Annotated in this window: 13 protein-coding genes; 2 read left to right on the forward strand and 11 right to left on the reverse strand. The window is 64.1% G+C overall.

The genetic code is table 11. From position 1 onward, the window contains the following. Window positions 1-11: 11 nt before the first annotated feature. Entirely contained in the window at window positions 12-1,334 is a 1,323-nt protein-coding gene (gene hisD, locus NKH57_RS21830; RefSeq protein WP_352947189.1) for a histidinol dehydrogenase, read from the reverse strand. A gap of 202 nt (window positions 1,335-1,536) precedes the next feature. Next, complete coding sequence (locus NKH57_RS21835; RefSeq protein ID WP_352947192.1) at window positions 1,537-2,310, reverse strand: SDR family NAD(P)-dependent oxidoreductase; 774 nt, start codon at window positions 2,308-2,310, stop codon at window positions 1,537-1,539. Window positions 2,311-2,419: 109 nt separating this feature from the next. On the opposite strand from NKH57_RS21835, the gene NKH57_RS21840 reads away from it, so the two are divergent. Continuing rightward, complete coding sequence (locus NKH57_RS21840; RefSeq protein ID WP_352730864.1) at window positions 2,420-2,815, forward strand: hypothetical protein; 396 nt, start codon at window positions 2,420-2,422, stop codon at window positions 2,813-2,815. A 260-nt stretch (window positions 2,816-3,075) separates the two neighbouring features. Here the strand turns inward: NKH57_RS21840 and NKH57_RS21845 are convergent, their stop codons facing one another. From NKH57_RS21845 to NKH57_RS21865, 5 genes are all read right to left on the reverse strand, one after another. Continuing rightward, the gene (locus NKH57_RS21845) at window positions 3,076-3,333 is read right to left on the reverse strand and encodes a BrnA antitoxin family protein (protein ID WP_352947195.1); all 258 of its coding nucleotides are present in this window, start codon (window positions 3,331-3,333) and stop codon (window positions 3,076-3,078) included. Between the two features lie 145 nt (window positions 3,334-3,478). Then, window positions 3,479-6,349 carry a nitrate reductase gene (locus tag NKH57_RS21850; RefSeq protein WP_352947198.1) on the reverse strand — a complete coding sequence of 957 codons (2,871 nt, stop codon included), beginning with the start codon at window positions 6,347-6,349 and terminating at the stop codon, window positions 3,479-3,481. 3 nt (window positions 6,350-6,352) lie between these two features. Further along, on the reverse strand, window positions 6,353-6,682 hold the full coding sequence (nirD, locus tag NKH57_RS21855; protein WP_352606443.1) for a nitrite reductase small subunit NirD: 330 nt from the start codon (window positions 6,680-6,682) through the stop codon (window positions 6,353-6,355). Between the two features lie 5 nt (window positions 6,683-6,687). Beyond that, window positions 6,688-9,138 (reverse strand): nitrite reductase large subunit NirB, encoded by a 2,451-nt coding sequence (nirB, locus tag NKH57_RS21860; RefSeq protein ID WP_352947201.1) that lies wholly within the window; start codon window positions 9,136-9,138, stop codon window positions 6,688-6,690. Between the two features lie 20 nt (window positions 9,139-9,158). Next, on the reverse strand, window positions 9,159-10,460 hold the full coding sequence (locus NKH57_RS21865) for an MFS transporter (protein WP_352947203.1): 1,302 nt from the start codon (window positions 10,458-10,460) through the stop codon (window positions 9,159-9,161). 164 nt (window positions 10,461-10,624) lie between these two features. On the opposite strand from NKH57_RS21865, the gene NKH57_RS21870 reads away from it, so the two are divergent. Continuing rightward, entirely contained in the window at window positions 10,625-10,963 is a 339-nt protein-coding gene (locus tag NKH57_RS21870) for a hypothetical protein (RefSeq protein ID WP_352606449.1), read from the forward strand. 135 nt (window positions 10,964-11,098) lie between these two features. Here the strand turns inward: NKH57_RS21870 and NKH57_RS21875 are convergent, their stop codons facing one another. From NKH57_RS21875 to NKH57_RS21890, 4 genes are all read right to left on the reverse strand, one after another. Continuing rightward, on the reverse strand, window positions 11,099-11,896 hold the full coding sequence (locus tag NKH57_RS21875; RefSeq protein WP_352732537.1) for an ABC transporter ATP-binding protein: 798 nt from the start codon (window positions 11,894-11,896) through the stop codon (window positions 11,099-11,101). 11 nt (window positions 11,897-11,907) lie between these two features. Beyond that, window positions 11,908-12,798 (reverse strand): nitrate ABC transporter permease, encoded by an 891-nt coding sequence (ntrB, locus tag NKH57_RS21880; protein ID WP_352947207.1) that lies wholly within the window; start codon window positions 12,796-12,798, stop codon window positions 11,908-11,910. Window positions 12,799-12,925: 127 nt separating this feature from the next. After that, window positions 12,926-14,242 (reverse strand): CmpA/NrtA family ABC transporter substrate-binding protein, encoded by a 1,317-nt coding sequence (locus NKH57_RS21885; RefSeq protein WP_352732534.1) that lies wholly within the window; start codon window positions 14,240-14,242, stop codon window positions 12,926-12,928. A gap of 359 nt (window positions 14,243-14,601) precedes the next feature. Then, entirely contained in the window at window positions 14,602-15,840 is a 1,239-nt protein-coding gene (locus NKH57_RS21890) for a CmpA/NrtA family ABC transporter substrate-binding protein (protein ID WP_352606493.1), read from the reverse strand. Window positions 15,841-15,842: the final 2 nt, after the last annotated feature.

Here is a 15,842-nt window from a genome sequence, read left to right on the forward strand (position 1 = left end):
ATCGCGTCCGCTCAGCCGGCGAGATAGCGGTCGCGAATCTCAGACACGGCGTTCTCGTGCGAGCTGAACCCCTCGTAGCGGGCGAGCCTGCGCGCATGCAGCGCGAGTTCAGGATAGGCCGCCGAGGTCACATAGCCGACCGACGAGCGCTTGACGAAATCCGTCACCGAAAGCGGCCCATAGGTTCGCGCCCAGCGGCTGGTCGGCAGTACGGCATTGGGTCCGAGGACGAAGTTGGCAAGGGTCACCGGCGTGTGCGGTCCCATGAGGATTTCGGCCGCCTCGGTGATGCGTCCGAGATGCGCGAACGGCTCCTTCGACAGGATCTCGAGATGTTCGGGCGCATAGTCGTTGATGAAACGGTAGCTGTCTTCCAGCGATGCGGTCAGCACGATGCCGCCGCGCTTGCCGGTCAGCACGGCGCGCGAGAACTCAACACGCTGTTCGGTCATCCGCGACCAGTGATCCGGAAGCGCGGCGAGTGCTGCTTCGGCGACCTTGCGGCTGTGCGTCACCAGATAGGCCGAGGAATCCGGCCCGTGCTCGGCTTCGATGAGAAGATCAAGCGCGGCAAGGCCGCCGTCGATGCTGTCATCGGCAAAGATGATCGCTTCCGACGGGCCGGCTGGAAGACCCGTATTGATGACCGAGGACAACACGCTCTTGGCCGCCACCACCCACGGGCTGCCGGGACCGACGATCTTGAGTGCGGGCTTCACTGTCTCGGTGCCGTAGGCGACGGCGGCGACGGCTTGCGCGCCGCCGCATTTGTAGACGGTCCCGACGCCGGCAAGGCGCGCGGCGACCAGCGTTGCAGCGTCCACCGAACCATCCGATGTCGGCGGCGTCACGATGGCGATCTGGGGCACGCCGGCAATCACCGCCGGTACCGACGTCATCATCGTCACCGACGGGAAGGCGCCCTTGCCGCGCGGCACGTAAAGCGCAACGGAAGCGATCGGCGTGTACCTGTCGCCGGCATAGGCTCCCGGCCGGACCTCCTTGAGCCACATCGTTTCCGGCTTCTGCTCCTCGTGGAAATGCCGGATGTTGTCGATACCGAACTGGATGCTCTCCACGACATCTTTTTCGACCTTGTCGAACGCCGCGTCGAACTCAGCTTCCGACACCTGCAGTTCGCCCTCGGCGACATTGGCCTTGTCGAGTTCCCTGGCAAACCGGATCAAGGCGGCGTCGCCTTCGTCCTTGACGGCCTGGATGATCGGCCGGACCTTGTCGACGAAGACCGTCAGATCGGCCTCGGCGCGCTTCAGCAGACTGGCGCGCTGGTCGGCATCGATGGATGACAAATCGTGGAAGCTGATGTCGGACATGGCAGCTGGTTCTCCTGGGACTCTTCGAACGCAGTGACGGCCGGTCGGCCATCTTTCCGCAGGCCGACGGGTCGACCCGGGACGAGGATCAAAGCCATCGCGAGGCTTCGCCCGGACATAAAGTATATACATGTACGTATGACGGTCGCCAGCAATTTTTCCACCGTCCTTCCGGTCGAAACTGCCGAGGCAAACTGCTCCATCAGATCGAGGCGAGAAAGCCGCCATCGACCGGGATGGACTGGCCGGTGATGTAGGCCGCGGCATCCGAAGCAAGGAACACCGCGATGCCGTGCAGGTCGTGGAGATCGCCGAAGCGGCGCTGCGGAATCTTGGCCAGCATCGACTGCTGCCATGCTTCGCTGCTGTAAAACACGTCGGTCATCGCCGTCCTGAAATAGCCCGGCGCAATGGCGTTGACCCGGATGCCAAGCTCCGCCCACTCCGCCGCAAGCGCCCGTGTCATGCCGAGCAGGCCCGACTTTGACGAGCCGTACGGCACCGCCGTGGGGATTCCGACTTCCGATGTCAGCGAACACAAATTGATGATGGCGCCGGAACAGCCGGCGTCCCGCATCTGCCGTGCGGCGGCCTGGGCACAGAAGAACGCTCCCTTCAGATTTGTATCGACGATCCTGTCCCACAGCGCTTCGTCGACATCGAGCGAGGGCCGCACCTCCTCTATCCCGGCATTGTTGACGAGAATATCGAGACCGCCAAGCAGGCCGGCGGCCTCGGCCGTTGCTGCCCGGCACCGCTCGACATCGGTGACGTCAAGCGCGATGGCGTGCGCCACCCCGCCGGCCGCGCGGATGGCTGTCGTCGTCTCTTCAAGCGAGGCTAGGCCACGTGCCGTGACCGCGACGTCGGCGCCGGCCGCGCTCAGCGCCTCGGCGATGCTGCGCCCGATGCCGCGGCTTGCGCCGGTGACAAGCGCCTTCCTGCCGGAGAGATCGAAGAGAGAAGCATTTCGCATGTGATCCTCCTTGCTGTGCCGGCTTCGGTTTCGAGGCTATCATATCATATTGCATATACAAGCATATACAAAGTACATCAGCTGCGCTGCTGATGGCATCAGTCGCCGCATGAGCACCCTTGTCGTCAATGTCGACGGCACATTTTATTTGGCCTCGAACCGGACGCAGGTCTTAACTTTCGCGGCGTGGGTTTTTACATCCCTTGGCGTCTGCAAACCATTGACGCTTGAGGAGGCTCCTTTGCAGCAGCAACCAGACTCTGTCGCCGCCCGCCGATTGGGCATTCTCATCGAGCAGTATGTGGAAGCGCGCAAAAAGCGCTACGACTATGTGTCGACCGAACACGCCTATCGGGCCATCCGGCAGGTCCTCAAACCCGCCATTCCCGATCGCGAACTCGACGACATGGTCGCCTCGCATGCTGTCAAGAAGGGCTTGGCAGTCGTTTTCGACCGCCAGACCAAAGCGTCCGCCGATGATATTCCTCCGGGGATCCGGTCTTAGATCAACGCATGCCTGCCGGCCGCGTCAGGCCGCCGACCAATAAGCGCCGGCATCCGCGCCCGGTTTGTCGAATACAGGACGGTTGTCCTGTTTTGCCATGCCGCGCAGAAAATCGCCGAGGATGCCGCGACCTTTGCCGTGGAAATCAGCGGAGCAGAATTCTGAACCGTTGCAGCGCTCTGGAGTCGCGGCATGTATCCTCGGGTCTGCGCCGCGTTGCTACGCTCCTGCTTCGCCCGTGGATGACGAAGCAATGGACTCTACTCGTCGTCCAAGCCGCCGACCGTCGGCTTGCCTTCTATCGCCCGCCGCAAGGCGTCGTTGATGCGATCCTGCCAGCCGGGTCCATCCTCCTGGAAATAATCCAGAACGGCTCGGTCGATCCGGATCGAAACAAGCTCCCTGACACCTGGAGCGGCCGAGGGCTCACGAACCGGAGCAGCCGGCTTCTTCACCGGCTTGAAGGCGGCCTCGGCGGCCGTCATCGGATTTGTCGGTCGGCGCGGGGGATTAGCCATTGGGTGACCCTGACTGAAGAGGATTCGTGCCCGGTGCTGCACGCTTGTGCCATCTTAGCCCAACTGGCGCCGCGGCGCAGATCCTTTTGGTTTCGAGCGGGCGGCAGCGGTCGGGCGCACTCTTCGCGGCCCGCTCCGGCGCTCGTCACTCGGCTGCCTGAAGAGTTTGTGCGTCGACGATAACCCTGATTTCGGCGCGGCAGGAGCCGCAATTCGTTCCGGCATGCAGCGCCGCGCCGATTGCCGCGACGCTGCCGCAACCCTGGCGCACCGCTTCCGCGATCTGGTTGGCGCCGACGCCGAAACAGGAGCAGACGATGGCGCCGCGGTCGGCGTCGATCCCGCCGGGCCGCCCGGCCACGATCGCCAGCCTGCCGCGCCGGTCGACGTGATCGGCACTCAACTGTTCCGCCGCCCAACCACGCGAAACGGCAACCGGACCGGGCGCGACGAACAAGGCCCCGGACAATTGATCGCCGTCGAAGGCAGCGATGCGATGCTGGCCGGCGTCGCGGTCATGATAGGCGAGGATTTCGGCGCCCGGTGACGTGCCGAACAAGGAGCCGGCGAAGCCAGCCCAGTCGATGTCGTCATCGCCAAAGGCAAGCTCGACCCGCCAGCCGGCTTTGCATTTGGCCACGGCCCAGTAGCCCGCCTTGTCGGGCTCCGGCCTCCGCCGCGTCACCGCGAAGCCGAAGGCTTTCGCGGCGAATTTCTCGATGCGGGCCGCGACATGTTTCAGCGCCGGCTGGCCGGAAATCGGGTCGGTCAGCGGCGCGGTCAGCGTGTCGAGCCTGCCCTTTGCCGCAAACTGATCGGTCCAGTGCATCGGTGCAAACAGGCTGCCCTGGCGCTGGCGCGCCGTCACCAGCGCGCGCACCAGTACCTCGCCGCGCGGGCTGGAAACGCGCGCGATGTCGGCGTCGCCGATGCCGTAAAGCGCGGCATCCGCCGGGTGGATTTCGACGAAGGGCTCGGCGATGTGCTGGGAAAGCCGCGGGCTTTTCCCCGTCCGCGTCATGGTGTGCCAATGGTCGCGGATACGGCCGGTGTTGAGGATCAGCGGATAGTCCGGGCTGGTGCGGATTTCTGTAGTGGGGCGGATGGCAATGAAGCGCGCCTTGCGGTCGGGTGTGTAGAAATTGCCGTTGGCGAAGAAGCGGGTAGTGGAAGGGCCAGGTGCGGCGTGAGCGCTCTCCTCTGTCTGACGTCCAGCTTGAACACCCCCCTCTGGCCTGCCGGCCATCTCCCCCGCAAGGGGGGAGATTAGCGGTTCAGGCGTTGCCGCCATTCTTGCCACGTTGGCGATTGGCGAAGGCTGTAGTGACAGCCGATCTCCCCCCTTGCGGGGGAGATGGCCGGCAGGCCAGAGGGGGGTGCCTTGGCTCGGCGCCGGCCATTGGAAAGGCTCCAACGCGTCGTAGTCTTCTCCATCAACCCCGGCATAAGCTCCAATATCGAAATCCCGCGCACCATCGTTCTCGAACCCCGACAGCGCGGAATGCTCCGCAAACACCTCCGCCGGCGTGGCATGGGAAAACGCCTCGCCAAAACCCATCCGCTTGCCGACCTCGGCAACAATCCGCCAGTCCGGCAGCACTTCTCCGGGCAGGTCCAAAAAAGCACGCTGGCGCGAGATGCGACGCTCGGAATTAGTGACGGTGCCGTCTTTTTCGCCCCAGGCGGCGGCGGGCAGCCGCACATGGGCGTGGCGCATGGTGTCGGTCTGGGCCAGCACGTCCGACACCACGACGAACGGGCAGCCCTTGATTGCCGCTTCGACGGCGTCGGCGTCCGGCATCGAATCGACCGGGTTGGTGGCCATGATCCACAGCGCCTTGATGCGCCCATCGGCCAGCGCCTGGAACATCTCGACCGCCTTCAGGCCCGGCTTTCGGGCAATGGTCGGTGCATTCCAGAATCGCTGCACGCGGTCGCGATGTTCCGGGTTTTCGACTTCCATATGAGCGGCCAGCATGTTGGCCATGCCGCCGACCTCGCGGCCGCCCATGGCGTTGGGCTGGCCGGTCACCGAAAATGGCCCTGCCCCCGGCTTGCCGATGCGGCCGGTGGCGAGATGGCAGTTGATTATGGCGTTGACCTTGTCGGTGCCCGAGGATGACTGGTTCACCCCCTGGCTGTAGACGGTCACCGTTTTCGCGGTCGCCGAAAACAGGCTGTAGAAGCGGCCAAGCTCGTCCTCGCTCAGGCCCGTGGAGGCGGCGACGTCGGCAAGGTCGAGCGCGGAGGCGGCGAAAAGAGCCTGCCCGAAGCCGCTTGTATGCGCCGTGATATAGGGGCGGTCGAGCGCATTGTGCTGGCCGAGATAGGCCAGCAAGCCGGTGAACAGGGCGACGTCGCCATCCGGCGCGATCGCCAGGTGCATGTCGGCGATGTCGGCGGTCATCGTGCGACGCGGATCGACCAGCACGATCTTCATCTCCGGCCGCTTTTCCCGGGCCGCCGCGATGCGCTGGTAGAGCACGGGATGGCACCAGGCGAGGTTGGAGCCGACCAGCACGATGAGGTCGGCAAGCTCCAGATCCTCGTAGGTTCCCGGCACCGTATCGGCGCCGAAGGCACGGCGATGGCCGGCGACCGAGGAGGCCATGCACAGGCGCGAATTGGTGTCGATGTTGGCCGAGCCGATAAAACCTTTCATCAGCTTGTTTGCGACGTAATAGTCCTCAGTCAGAAGCTGGCCTGAGACATAGAAGGCAACCGAATCCGGGCCGTGCTCGGCGATGGTTTGCGAGAAGGTCGAGGCGACCAGGTCGAGCGCCTCGTCCCAGCCGGCGCGGCAGCCGTGGATCTCCGGATGAAGCAGCCTGCCGTCAAGGTCGACGGTCTCGGCCAGTGCCGAACCCTTGGAGCAGAGCCGGCCGAAATTGGCCGGATGGTTGGGGTCGCCGCGGACGGACACTTGCCCATCCGCGGCGACCTTCGCCAGCACGCCGCAGCCCACCCCGCAATAGGGGCAGGTGGTCCTCACCTCGCGCGCTTCTTCAATTTTCATGTGTCAGGCCGCGCGGCTCGCCAGCGCTTCCAGCGCAATGAACAGATGCTCGCCCTCGACCCGCACTGGAATGGTCCGCACCGCGCCCTCGTCAGCGCCGAGCGCCTTGCCCGTCTCCAGCGAAATCACCCAATTGTGCAAGGGACAGGTCACGGCCGTGCCATGCACGATGCCCTGGCTGAGCGGTCCACCCTTGTGCGGACAATGGTCATCGATGGCGTAAACCTGATCGTCGGCGGTGCGGAAGACAGCGATTTTCCCCTCGGGCGTGGCGACGCAGCGGGCGCCGCGGCGCGGGATGTCGGAGATGGAACCAATGGCGATCCAGTTCATGATTGTCACTCCGCCGCCTGCGCAAAGCCGACCGAGGCCATCGGCCGGAATTCGTGCTTGTCCTTGCCGGACACGCGTTCCGACCATGGGTCGACCTGGGCGAATTTCTGGCTGAAGACGAAGCGGTCGTAATAGGCCTTGCGCTTCTCCCCATCGTCCATGATCTGGCGCTTGATCTCGGGGATGCCGACGCGCTTGGCCCATTTGTAGATGCGCTCGAGATAGCGGCCCTGCTCCCGGTACATCTGTGTCAGCGCCACGATGTGCTCCAGCGCCTCGTCCTCGGTCTTGACCAGTCCGAGCACTTCGGTGCCCTTGATGTCGAGGCCGGCAGCCCCGGCAAAATGGATCTCGTAGCCACTGTCGACGCAGATGACGCCGACATCCTTGCAGGTCGCCTCGGCGCAGTTACGCGGACAGCCCGACACCGCCATCTTGACCTTGGCCGGGGTCCACGAGCCCCACATGAATTTTTCGATGCGGACGCCGAACCCCGTCGAATCCTGCGTGCCGAACCGGCACCAGTCGGAGCCGACACAGGTCTTCACGGTGCGCAGGCCCTTGGCGTAGGCATGGCCGGAGACGAAGCCGGCCTGCCCGAGATCCGCCCACACGGCCGGCAGGTCCTCCTTGCGGATGCCGAGCATGTCGATGCGTTGGCCGCCGGTGACCTTGACCATCGGGATCTCGAACTTGTCGACGACGTCGGCAATGGCGCGCAGTTCGGCAGCGTTTGTGACACCCCCCCACATGCGCGGTACCACCGAATAGGTGCCGTCCTTCTGGATGTTGGCGTGGACGCGCTCGTTGATGAAGCGCGACTGGTAGTCGTCGGCATAGTCGTCCGGCCAGTCGCAGACGAGATAGTAGTTGAGCGCCGGCCGACATTTGGCGCAGCCGCAAGAGGTCTTCCATTCCAATTCCTGCATGACCGCCGGAATGGTCTTCAGGCTCTTGGCCTTGATCAGCCGGCGCACCTCGTCATGGCCAAGCGTCGTGCAGCCGCACATCGGCTGCACCGCCGCCGGATTGTATTTGTCACCGATGGTCAGCACCATCAGCTTCTCGACCAGCCCGGTGCACGAGCCGCAGGAGGCCGATGCCTTGGTGTGCGCGCGCACGTCGTCGAGTGAGGTCAGGCCCTTGGCCGTGATCGCGCCCGTGATCTTCCCCTTGCAAACGCCGTTGCAGCCGCAGATTTCCGCATCATCCGGCAAGGCTGCAACGGCCGCCATAGGGTCCAGCGGGGCACCCCCCTGGTAGGACTGGCCGAAGATGAGCGTATCGCGCATCTCTGAAATATCGGTCTGCTTCTTTTTCAGATCGTTGAACCAGGCGCCGTCGGCCGTCTCGCCATAGAGCACCGTGCCGATGATGCGGTCGTCCTTGAGCACCAGGCGCTTGTAGACGCCGGCGGAGGCATCGCGCAGCACGATCTCCTGGCGGTCATCGCCCTCGGCGAAATCGCCGAGCGAGAACAATTCGATGCCGGTGACCTTGAGCTTGGTCGGCGTGTCCGAATGGACGAAAGCCGCTGCCTCGTCGCCGGCGAGCTGGCTGGCTGTCACGCGCGCCATCTCGTAGAGCGGCGCGACCAGCCCATAAACCTGACCATTGACCTCGGCGCATTCGCCGAGCGCGTAGATATCGGGATCATTGCTGCGCATGCCGGCATCGACGACGATGCCGCGATTGACGGCAATACCAGCTTCCTTGGCAATTGCGGCGTTCGGTCGGATGCCGACCGCCATGACCACCAGCGTCGCCGGAATGATGGTGCCGTCGGCAAGTTCCACCTGCTCGACCTTGCCGTTGCCGGTGATGGCCTGGGTGTTGGCCTTGGTGATGACCTTGATGCCTCGCTGCTCCACCGCACGCTGCAGCAGATAACCGGCGGCCGGATCGAGCTGACGCTCCATCAATGTCGGCATGACATGCAGCACGGTGACGTCCATGCCTTGCGCATTCAGCCCGGCTGCCGCCTCCAGGCCGAGCAGGCCGCCGCCGATGACCACGGCCTTGGCCCGTGACTGGGCGGCAAGCATCATCGCCCGGACGTCGTCCAGATCGCGATAGGTCAGCACGCCCGGCAGATTGTGGCCGGGTACCGGGATGATGAACGGCACAGAGCCGGTGGCGATGACGAGCTTGTCGTAGGGCTCGGTAACGCCATGATCGGACGTGATAGTCTTGGCCTCCCGGTCGATGGCAACGATCTTGTGGCCCTTGTAGAGGGTGATGTCGTTGGCGATGTACCAGCCGTCGCCGTGGATGATGATCTCCTCATAGGCCTTCTCGCCCGACAGAACGGGCGACAGCATGATGCGGTCGTAATTGACGCGCGGCTCGGCGTTGAAGATGGTGACCTGGTAGCGGCCGGGGGCCTTTTCCAGGAGATGCTCAAGCATGCGCCCAGGGGCCATGCCGTTGCCGATGATGACGAGTTTTTCGGTCATATTCCTGATCCGCTCCGGTCTCACTCAGCCGCGTAGGAAAGGGCTGGGGCTTCGGCAGATGCCGCACGCTCCATCCGCCGAATGCTGAACTGCATCCAGGCAAAGCAAGCGACGACGATGACAAAGAGCAGCATGAAGCAGCTCGACCAGACGCCCGTGAGGTCGTTGAGCGCGCCGAAGGCAATCGGCAGGACGAAACCGCCGAGCCCGCCGATCATGCCGACAACGCCGCCGACTGCGCCAACGCTGCCTGGATAGTAGGCCGGTATGTGCTTATAGACGGCAGCCTTGCCGAGGCTCATGAAGAAGCCGAGCACGCTTGCGACGGCGATGAAAGCCACCGGCCCGATGGCGAAGTGGAAGGCGATCGGCCCGGTAATGCCGTGCACGATATAATCCGTGGGCGGCAGCGACAGGATCAACGTGGCGACGGACGACACCGCGAAGGTCCAATAGAGCACGGTGCGAGCGCCGATCCGATCGGAAAGCACGCCGCCATAGGCGCGGAAGACACTCGCCGGGATCGAATAGGCTGCGCCGATCATGCCGGCGGTCGCGATGCCGAAGCCGTAGACGCCGATCAAGTAGCGCGGCAACCACAGCGACAGTGCCACGAACCCGCCAAAGGCGAAGAAGTAGTAGAAGGCGAAGCGCCAGACCTGCACGTTCTTCAGCGGCGCGAATTCCTCCCAGAACCTTCTCGCCGGTGCCGCCTTGCCGGCGCGGCGCTCACGAATGACCGGGTCGTCGCCCGTCGTGAACCAGAAAACGACGGCCATGAGGACCAGCGCGGCCGCCCAGATCAGCGCGACCAACTGCCATCCCCAGGACAGAAGCACGAACGGTGCCAGGAACTTGGTGACCGCGGCCCCGACATTGCCGACACCGAAAATGCCGAGCGCCGTGCCTTGCTTGCCGGCGGGGAAGAAGCGCGAGACATAGGCGACACCGACGGCGAAGGAGCCACCGGCCAGCCCGACGCCGAGCGCGGCGATTAGCATCTGCCCGTAGGTGTGCGCGAAAGCCAGCAGGAAGGTCGCGACCGCCGCAGCAAGCATGGTCGCCGTGTAGACCAGCCGTCCGCCAAAGCGGTCCGTCCAGATGCCGAGCAGCATACGTACGAGTGAGCCGGTGAGAATTGGTGTGCCGACGAGCAGGCCGAATTCCGTCTCGTTCAGCCCAAGCTCCGTCTTTATGCGGATACCGATGATTGAAAAGATCGTCCACACCGCGAAGCAGACGGTGAAGGCGATGGTGGACATCATGAGCGCCTGCCGGGAGGCATTGTCCTGGCTCGGCGCGGCTGGGAGATTTGCGGTCATTATCAGGCTCCGTTTTGCGGCGTGGGAGGCACCGCGCTTGTCTGGTCGTTCGCGGCTGTCAGCGGCGCGGCATCGGCGAACTGGTTGAAGCCGACCTTTGCGCGGTCGCTTCGAGACCCTTGCCGTCAGTCTTGGCGCCTGCGGGAAAGAGGAGGAGCGCAGCGGTGAACAGCGCCGCCGTCAGCGCGCTGCTGGCCAGAAAATCGCGGCGCGCGAAGTCCGCGAGGGACGCGCCAGTTCCGATCCGTTTCGTCATCGTCGTCTCCGGTTGGGCGCCGCTTGGGACCAGCGCCGTCGATTGCGTGTTCGGTCAAAACAAAAAAGCTGCCGGCCAGGCCGCCGCGTCCGTCTATCCGGGATCGCGTATTGACCTGAGCAGCAGCTTTGCTTGTGGCGCCCGCCATTGGACGCCGTGTCACTTGGCCCTTGCAGGCCTACATTCTGAGAAGCAGGAAGCGTGCCAATTCGACAGCGCTCTGAATTATCGAATGAAATCAATGTGAACCGCAGCCGCACGACTTTTGATCAAGCCCGGCAGCGGATCAAAGATTAGTCAGAATGCCTTGCACAGCAGCATAATATTTGTGCAATGCGGTATACTGCCCATTGCCGATGCAGATTGTTTTTCGGTCACGGCCTTACTCCGCTGCTTCGACGAAGCGGTGGCGTTCGTAGAGGAACTTCAGCACCGCCTCGCGGCAGCGCAGGAAGGTGCGGTCGGAAGAGAGTTCGACGCGGCGGCGCGGCCGGGCCAGCGGCACGGCAAGCACCTCTCCAATGGTCGCCGCCGGGCCGTTGGTCATCATGACGATACGGTCGGAGAGCAGCACCGCCTCGTCGACATCATGGGTGATCATGATCGTCGTCGAGCCGAGCCTGGAATGGATGTCCATCACCGCGTCCTGCAGATGGGCGCGCGTGAGCGCATCCAGTGCGCCGAACGGCTCGTCGAGCAGCAGGATCTTCGGCTCCATGGCCAGCGCCCGGGCAATGCCGACGCGCTGCTTCATGCCGCCGGAGATTTCCGCCGGGCGCTTGTCCTTGGCATGTGCCATCTGCACGAGATCGAGATTGCGCATGATCCAGTCATGCCGTTCGGCCCTGCTCTTCGAGCGACCGAAGACCTTCGACACGGCGAGGTTGATGTTTTCGTAGACGGTCAGCCACGGCAGCAGCGAGTGGTTCTGGAACACCACGGCGCGTTCGGGTCCGGGGCTGTCGACCTCCTTGTCCTCGAGGAGCACGGCGCCGGCGGACACCTTGGTCAGCCCGGCGATCAGGTTCAGCAGGGTCGACTTGCCGCAGCCGGAGTGGCCGATGATGGAGACGAATTCGCCCTTGTCTATGGTCAGCCGGATGTCCTTCAGCACTTCACTGACCTGATTGCCGCGGGCGAAGGATTTGTCGATATGGTCGAGTTTCAGATAGGCAGTCATCGCCCCTCTCCTCACTTTGCCGTTGCGCCGCGGGTGACGAAGGCGCCGACCGCCGCGACCAAACGGTCGAGGCAGAAGCCGGTGACGCCGATATAGGCGAGCGCGACGATGATGTCGGGCAGCCGCGACGAGTTCCACGCGTCCCAGATGAAGAAGCCGATGCCGACGCCGCCGGTCAGCATTTCGGCGGCGACGATGGCGAGCCAGGACAGGCCGATGCCGATCCTCAAGCCGGTGAAGATGTAGGGCGCGGCGGCCGGCACCATGATTTTCACGAAGAACTCGAACTGGTTGAGCCGCAGGATGCGCGAGACGTTGCGGTAATCCTCGGGGATGTTGCGCACGCCGACGGCGGTGTTGATGATGATCGGCCAGATCGAGGTGATGAAGATGACGAAGATCGCCGACGGGCTGGAATCGCGAAACGCGGCCAGAGACAGAGGCAGCCACGCCAGCGGCGGCACGGTACGCAGGATCTGGAACACCGGGTCGAGACCGCGCATCGCCCAGATCGACTGGCCGACCAGCGCGCCGAGCGCCACGCCGACGATCGCCGCCAGGCCGAAGCCGATGGCAACGCGCTGCAGCGAGATCAGCACGCGCCAGGCGAGCCCGATATCCTGCGGGCCATTGTCGAAGAACGGATGCGCGATCAAATCGTAGGCCTCGTTCCACACCTGACTCGGCGGCGGCAGGCTTGATGTCGGCGACGAGCAGGCGATCTGCCAGACGACCAACATGATGGCGATGACGATGGCCGGCGGCACCAGCGCCCTGGCCAACTTGCCAGCGATGGCGAGCAGATCGAAGCGGCGCCGCGCCTTGGCGGTGAAAGCGATCACCGCCGCAGGTTTCGCGGGGAACGCCTTCACCTTTGTGTCCTCGATAGTCTGGATCGACATGTCTGGGAAAAACTCCGTGGTCGGGATTTGCGACAAGCGGCGCGAGCGCCGCTTGCGTGCGGCAGCGGCGCAAGCGGCGCCGTTGCACTTGCGGTCGACAAACGGCGCACTGCGCCGTCTGCGGCGGTCAAGCCGAGGCCTTGATCTTCAGGCTGTCGAGATAGGCGGACGGGTTGGCCGGATCGAAGATCTTGCCGTCGAAGAAGGTCTCGACGCCTCGCGATGGCGACGCCGGGATGTCGGCTGCCGCGACGCCAAGGTCCTTGGCCGCCTCGCGCCACAGATCCTCGCGGTTGACCTGGTCGACCAGCACCTTGAGATCGGTGGTCGGCGCGAACTTGCCCCAGCGGATGTTCTCGGCGAGGAACCACGTATCGTGGCTCTTGAACGGATAGGAGACGCCGCCTTTCCAGAACTTCATGTAGAGATCGGTGCCGTTGGCGACGCGGCCGTTGCCGTAGTTGATGTCCCCCTTGAGGCGGCCGATGATATCGGCGACGGGCACGTTCATCCATTGCCGCTTGCCTATGATGGCGGCCATCTCGTCCTTGTTCTCGCTGACCTCGCACCATTGCTGGGCTTCCATCACGGCCATCAGGATCGCCTTGGTGGCGTTCGGGTACTTCTCGATGAATTCGGCGCGCAGGCCGAGCGCCTTTTCCGGGTGCCCCTTCCACAATTCGCCCGTCGTGGCAGCGGTGAAGCCGACGCCCTGGTGGACGAGTTGCTCGTTCCATGGCTCGCCGACACAGAACACGTCCATGTTGCCGACCTTCATGTTGGCCACCATCTGCGGCGGCGGCACGACGATGGTCGAGACGTCCTTGTCGGGATCGATGCCGCCGGCGGCGAGCCAGTAGCGCAGCCACAAATCATGCGTGCCGCCCGGGAAGGTCATGGCGGCCTTGATTTCTTTGCCGGCCGCCTTTTTGGCGGCGAAGGCGTCCTTCAGCTTCGAGGCATCGAGGCCGACACCGGTGCCGGCATATTCCTGGGCGACCGAAATGCCCTGGCAGTCGTAGTTGAGCCGCGCCACGATCGCCATCGGCATCGGCTGGTTGTTCTGCGTCACCTTGCCGGTGTGCATGAGATAAGGCAGCGGCGTCAGGATGTGAGCACCATCGATGCCATTGGCCGCGCCGCCAAGCATCAGATTGTCACGTGTCGCGCCCCAGGAGGCCTGTTTGAGCACCTCGACATCGGGCATGCCGAACTTGGCGAACAACCCTTTCTCCTTGGCGATCATCAGCGGAGCCGCATCGGTCAGCGCGATGAAGCCGAGTTTGGCGCCGGTGACTTCCGGAGCGGCCGTTGCGGCATAGGCGCCGGAGGGCAGCAGCGCACGCGCGGCCGCCAGGGTTGCCGCGGTGGCAGCACTTGCCATCAGGAAATTGCGGCGAGTCATACCCTCGAGAGGGGCTTCGGTCTTGATGCGTTTCGTCATCATCGTCTCCCGTTGGGCACTGCTTGGGATCAGCGCCGTTGATTGCGTGTTCGATCAAAACAAAAAAGCCGCCGGCCAGGCCGCGCGCGTCCGTCCATCCGGGATCGCGTGTTGACCTGAGCGGCAGCTTTGCCTGTAGCGCCCGCCATTGGACGCCTGTTCCGTGACCCCGAGAAGAGTCTGCTTATTGCAAAGCAGGAACCATGCCAGTTTTGGGATGGATAACAAACATCAATGGGATCAATGAGATGCCACAATCGTCGGCGCGCCGGCCCGCCGGGCGAGCAAGCCAAAGATTGTTCATTAGCGCTGGTGCGCGCACAACTTTTGTGCAATGCACAAGAGTGGCGCGGAAATGATCAGTCGTTCGTGTGAGCCGACTTCTGTCCGGCAATATAGGCGTCGATCTCAAGGGGATCGAAGATCTGGCCGTCGAAGAAACCGTCCGGGCCGAGCACCAGGCCGGCCCCAGTCGCACCGACCGCGGTTGCTGCTTTGAGCGCGCCCTCGACCTTCGAATTGGCGCCGGGAAGTGCTACGCCAAGCGGCTTCAGCGCCGAACGATAGAGGTCGGGCCGGTAGCAGTCACGGGCGATGGCGAGATTTTCCGGCGTGTGCGCCACATGCCCCCAGCGCACCATCTGCGTGTAGAACCACAGCGCATGACTCTTCCACGGAAAGTTCGCCGCCTTGTCGAAAGGCAGGAAGAAGTCGTCGATATCCAACTCCGCCCCGCCACCCAATTGCAGATGGCCGGTCAGGATCGGCATCTGCATCGCAGGCGGCAGGCCGAGGAAGCCGGCCTGCGCCATCACGGCGGCCAACTCGCCATGGTTGGCCGGATCCTGGCACCAGCGCGCCGAGTGATGCAGCGCGCGCAGCAGTGCTGCCAGTGCCTCGGGGTTCTCGTCCGCCCAGGCCTTGCGCACGCCGATCACCTTCTCCGGGCTGTTGCGCCATATCTGCGCCTTGACGGTGACGATATGGCCCGTGCCGGCAGCCACCGAGGCGCTGTTCCAGGGTTCGCCGACGCAATAGCCGTCGATCCGCCCAGCGGCCAGCGCGTCGGCCATGAAAGGCGGCGGCACGATGACGATCTCGATCTGCCGCTCTGGATCGATGCCGCAGGCGGCGAGCCAGTAGCGCAGTTCGTAATTGTGCCCGGAATGCGGATGCACAACCGCGAAGCGCAACGGGTCGTAACCGGCCACGGCACGCTCGCGGATGAGCGCGCCAAGTGCCGCACCGGCACGCGCCGGGTCGAGATCGGGTTCGGCGCCATGCGCCGCCATGCCGGCCCAGACGGCGTTGGAGATGGTGACGCAATTGCCGCCGAGCCCGAGCGAAAACGGCACGATGGTCTCCGAAGCGAGCGGCGTCAGCCCGAGATTGCAGGCGAGCGGCATCGGTCCCAGCATATGCGCAAGATGGAAGTGGCCGATGGCGATGCGGTCGCGGATGTTGGCCCAGGACGTCTCGCGATGCAGCGCAAGCTCGATGCCTTCGCGCGCGGCAAAGCCAAGCTCGCCGGCCGCGACCAGCACGGCGCTGTCGAAAAGCGGCATGAAGCCGGCGGTGATCTGGTGCTCGGCGCCCATGC

The organism is Mesorhizobium sp. M1050 (assembly GCF_040318715.1).
In the GTDB taxonomy this organism is placed as follows: domain Bacteria; phylum Pseudomonadota; class Alphaproteobacteria; order Rhizobiales; family Rhizobiaceae; genus Mesorhizobium.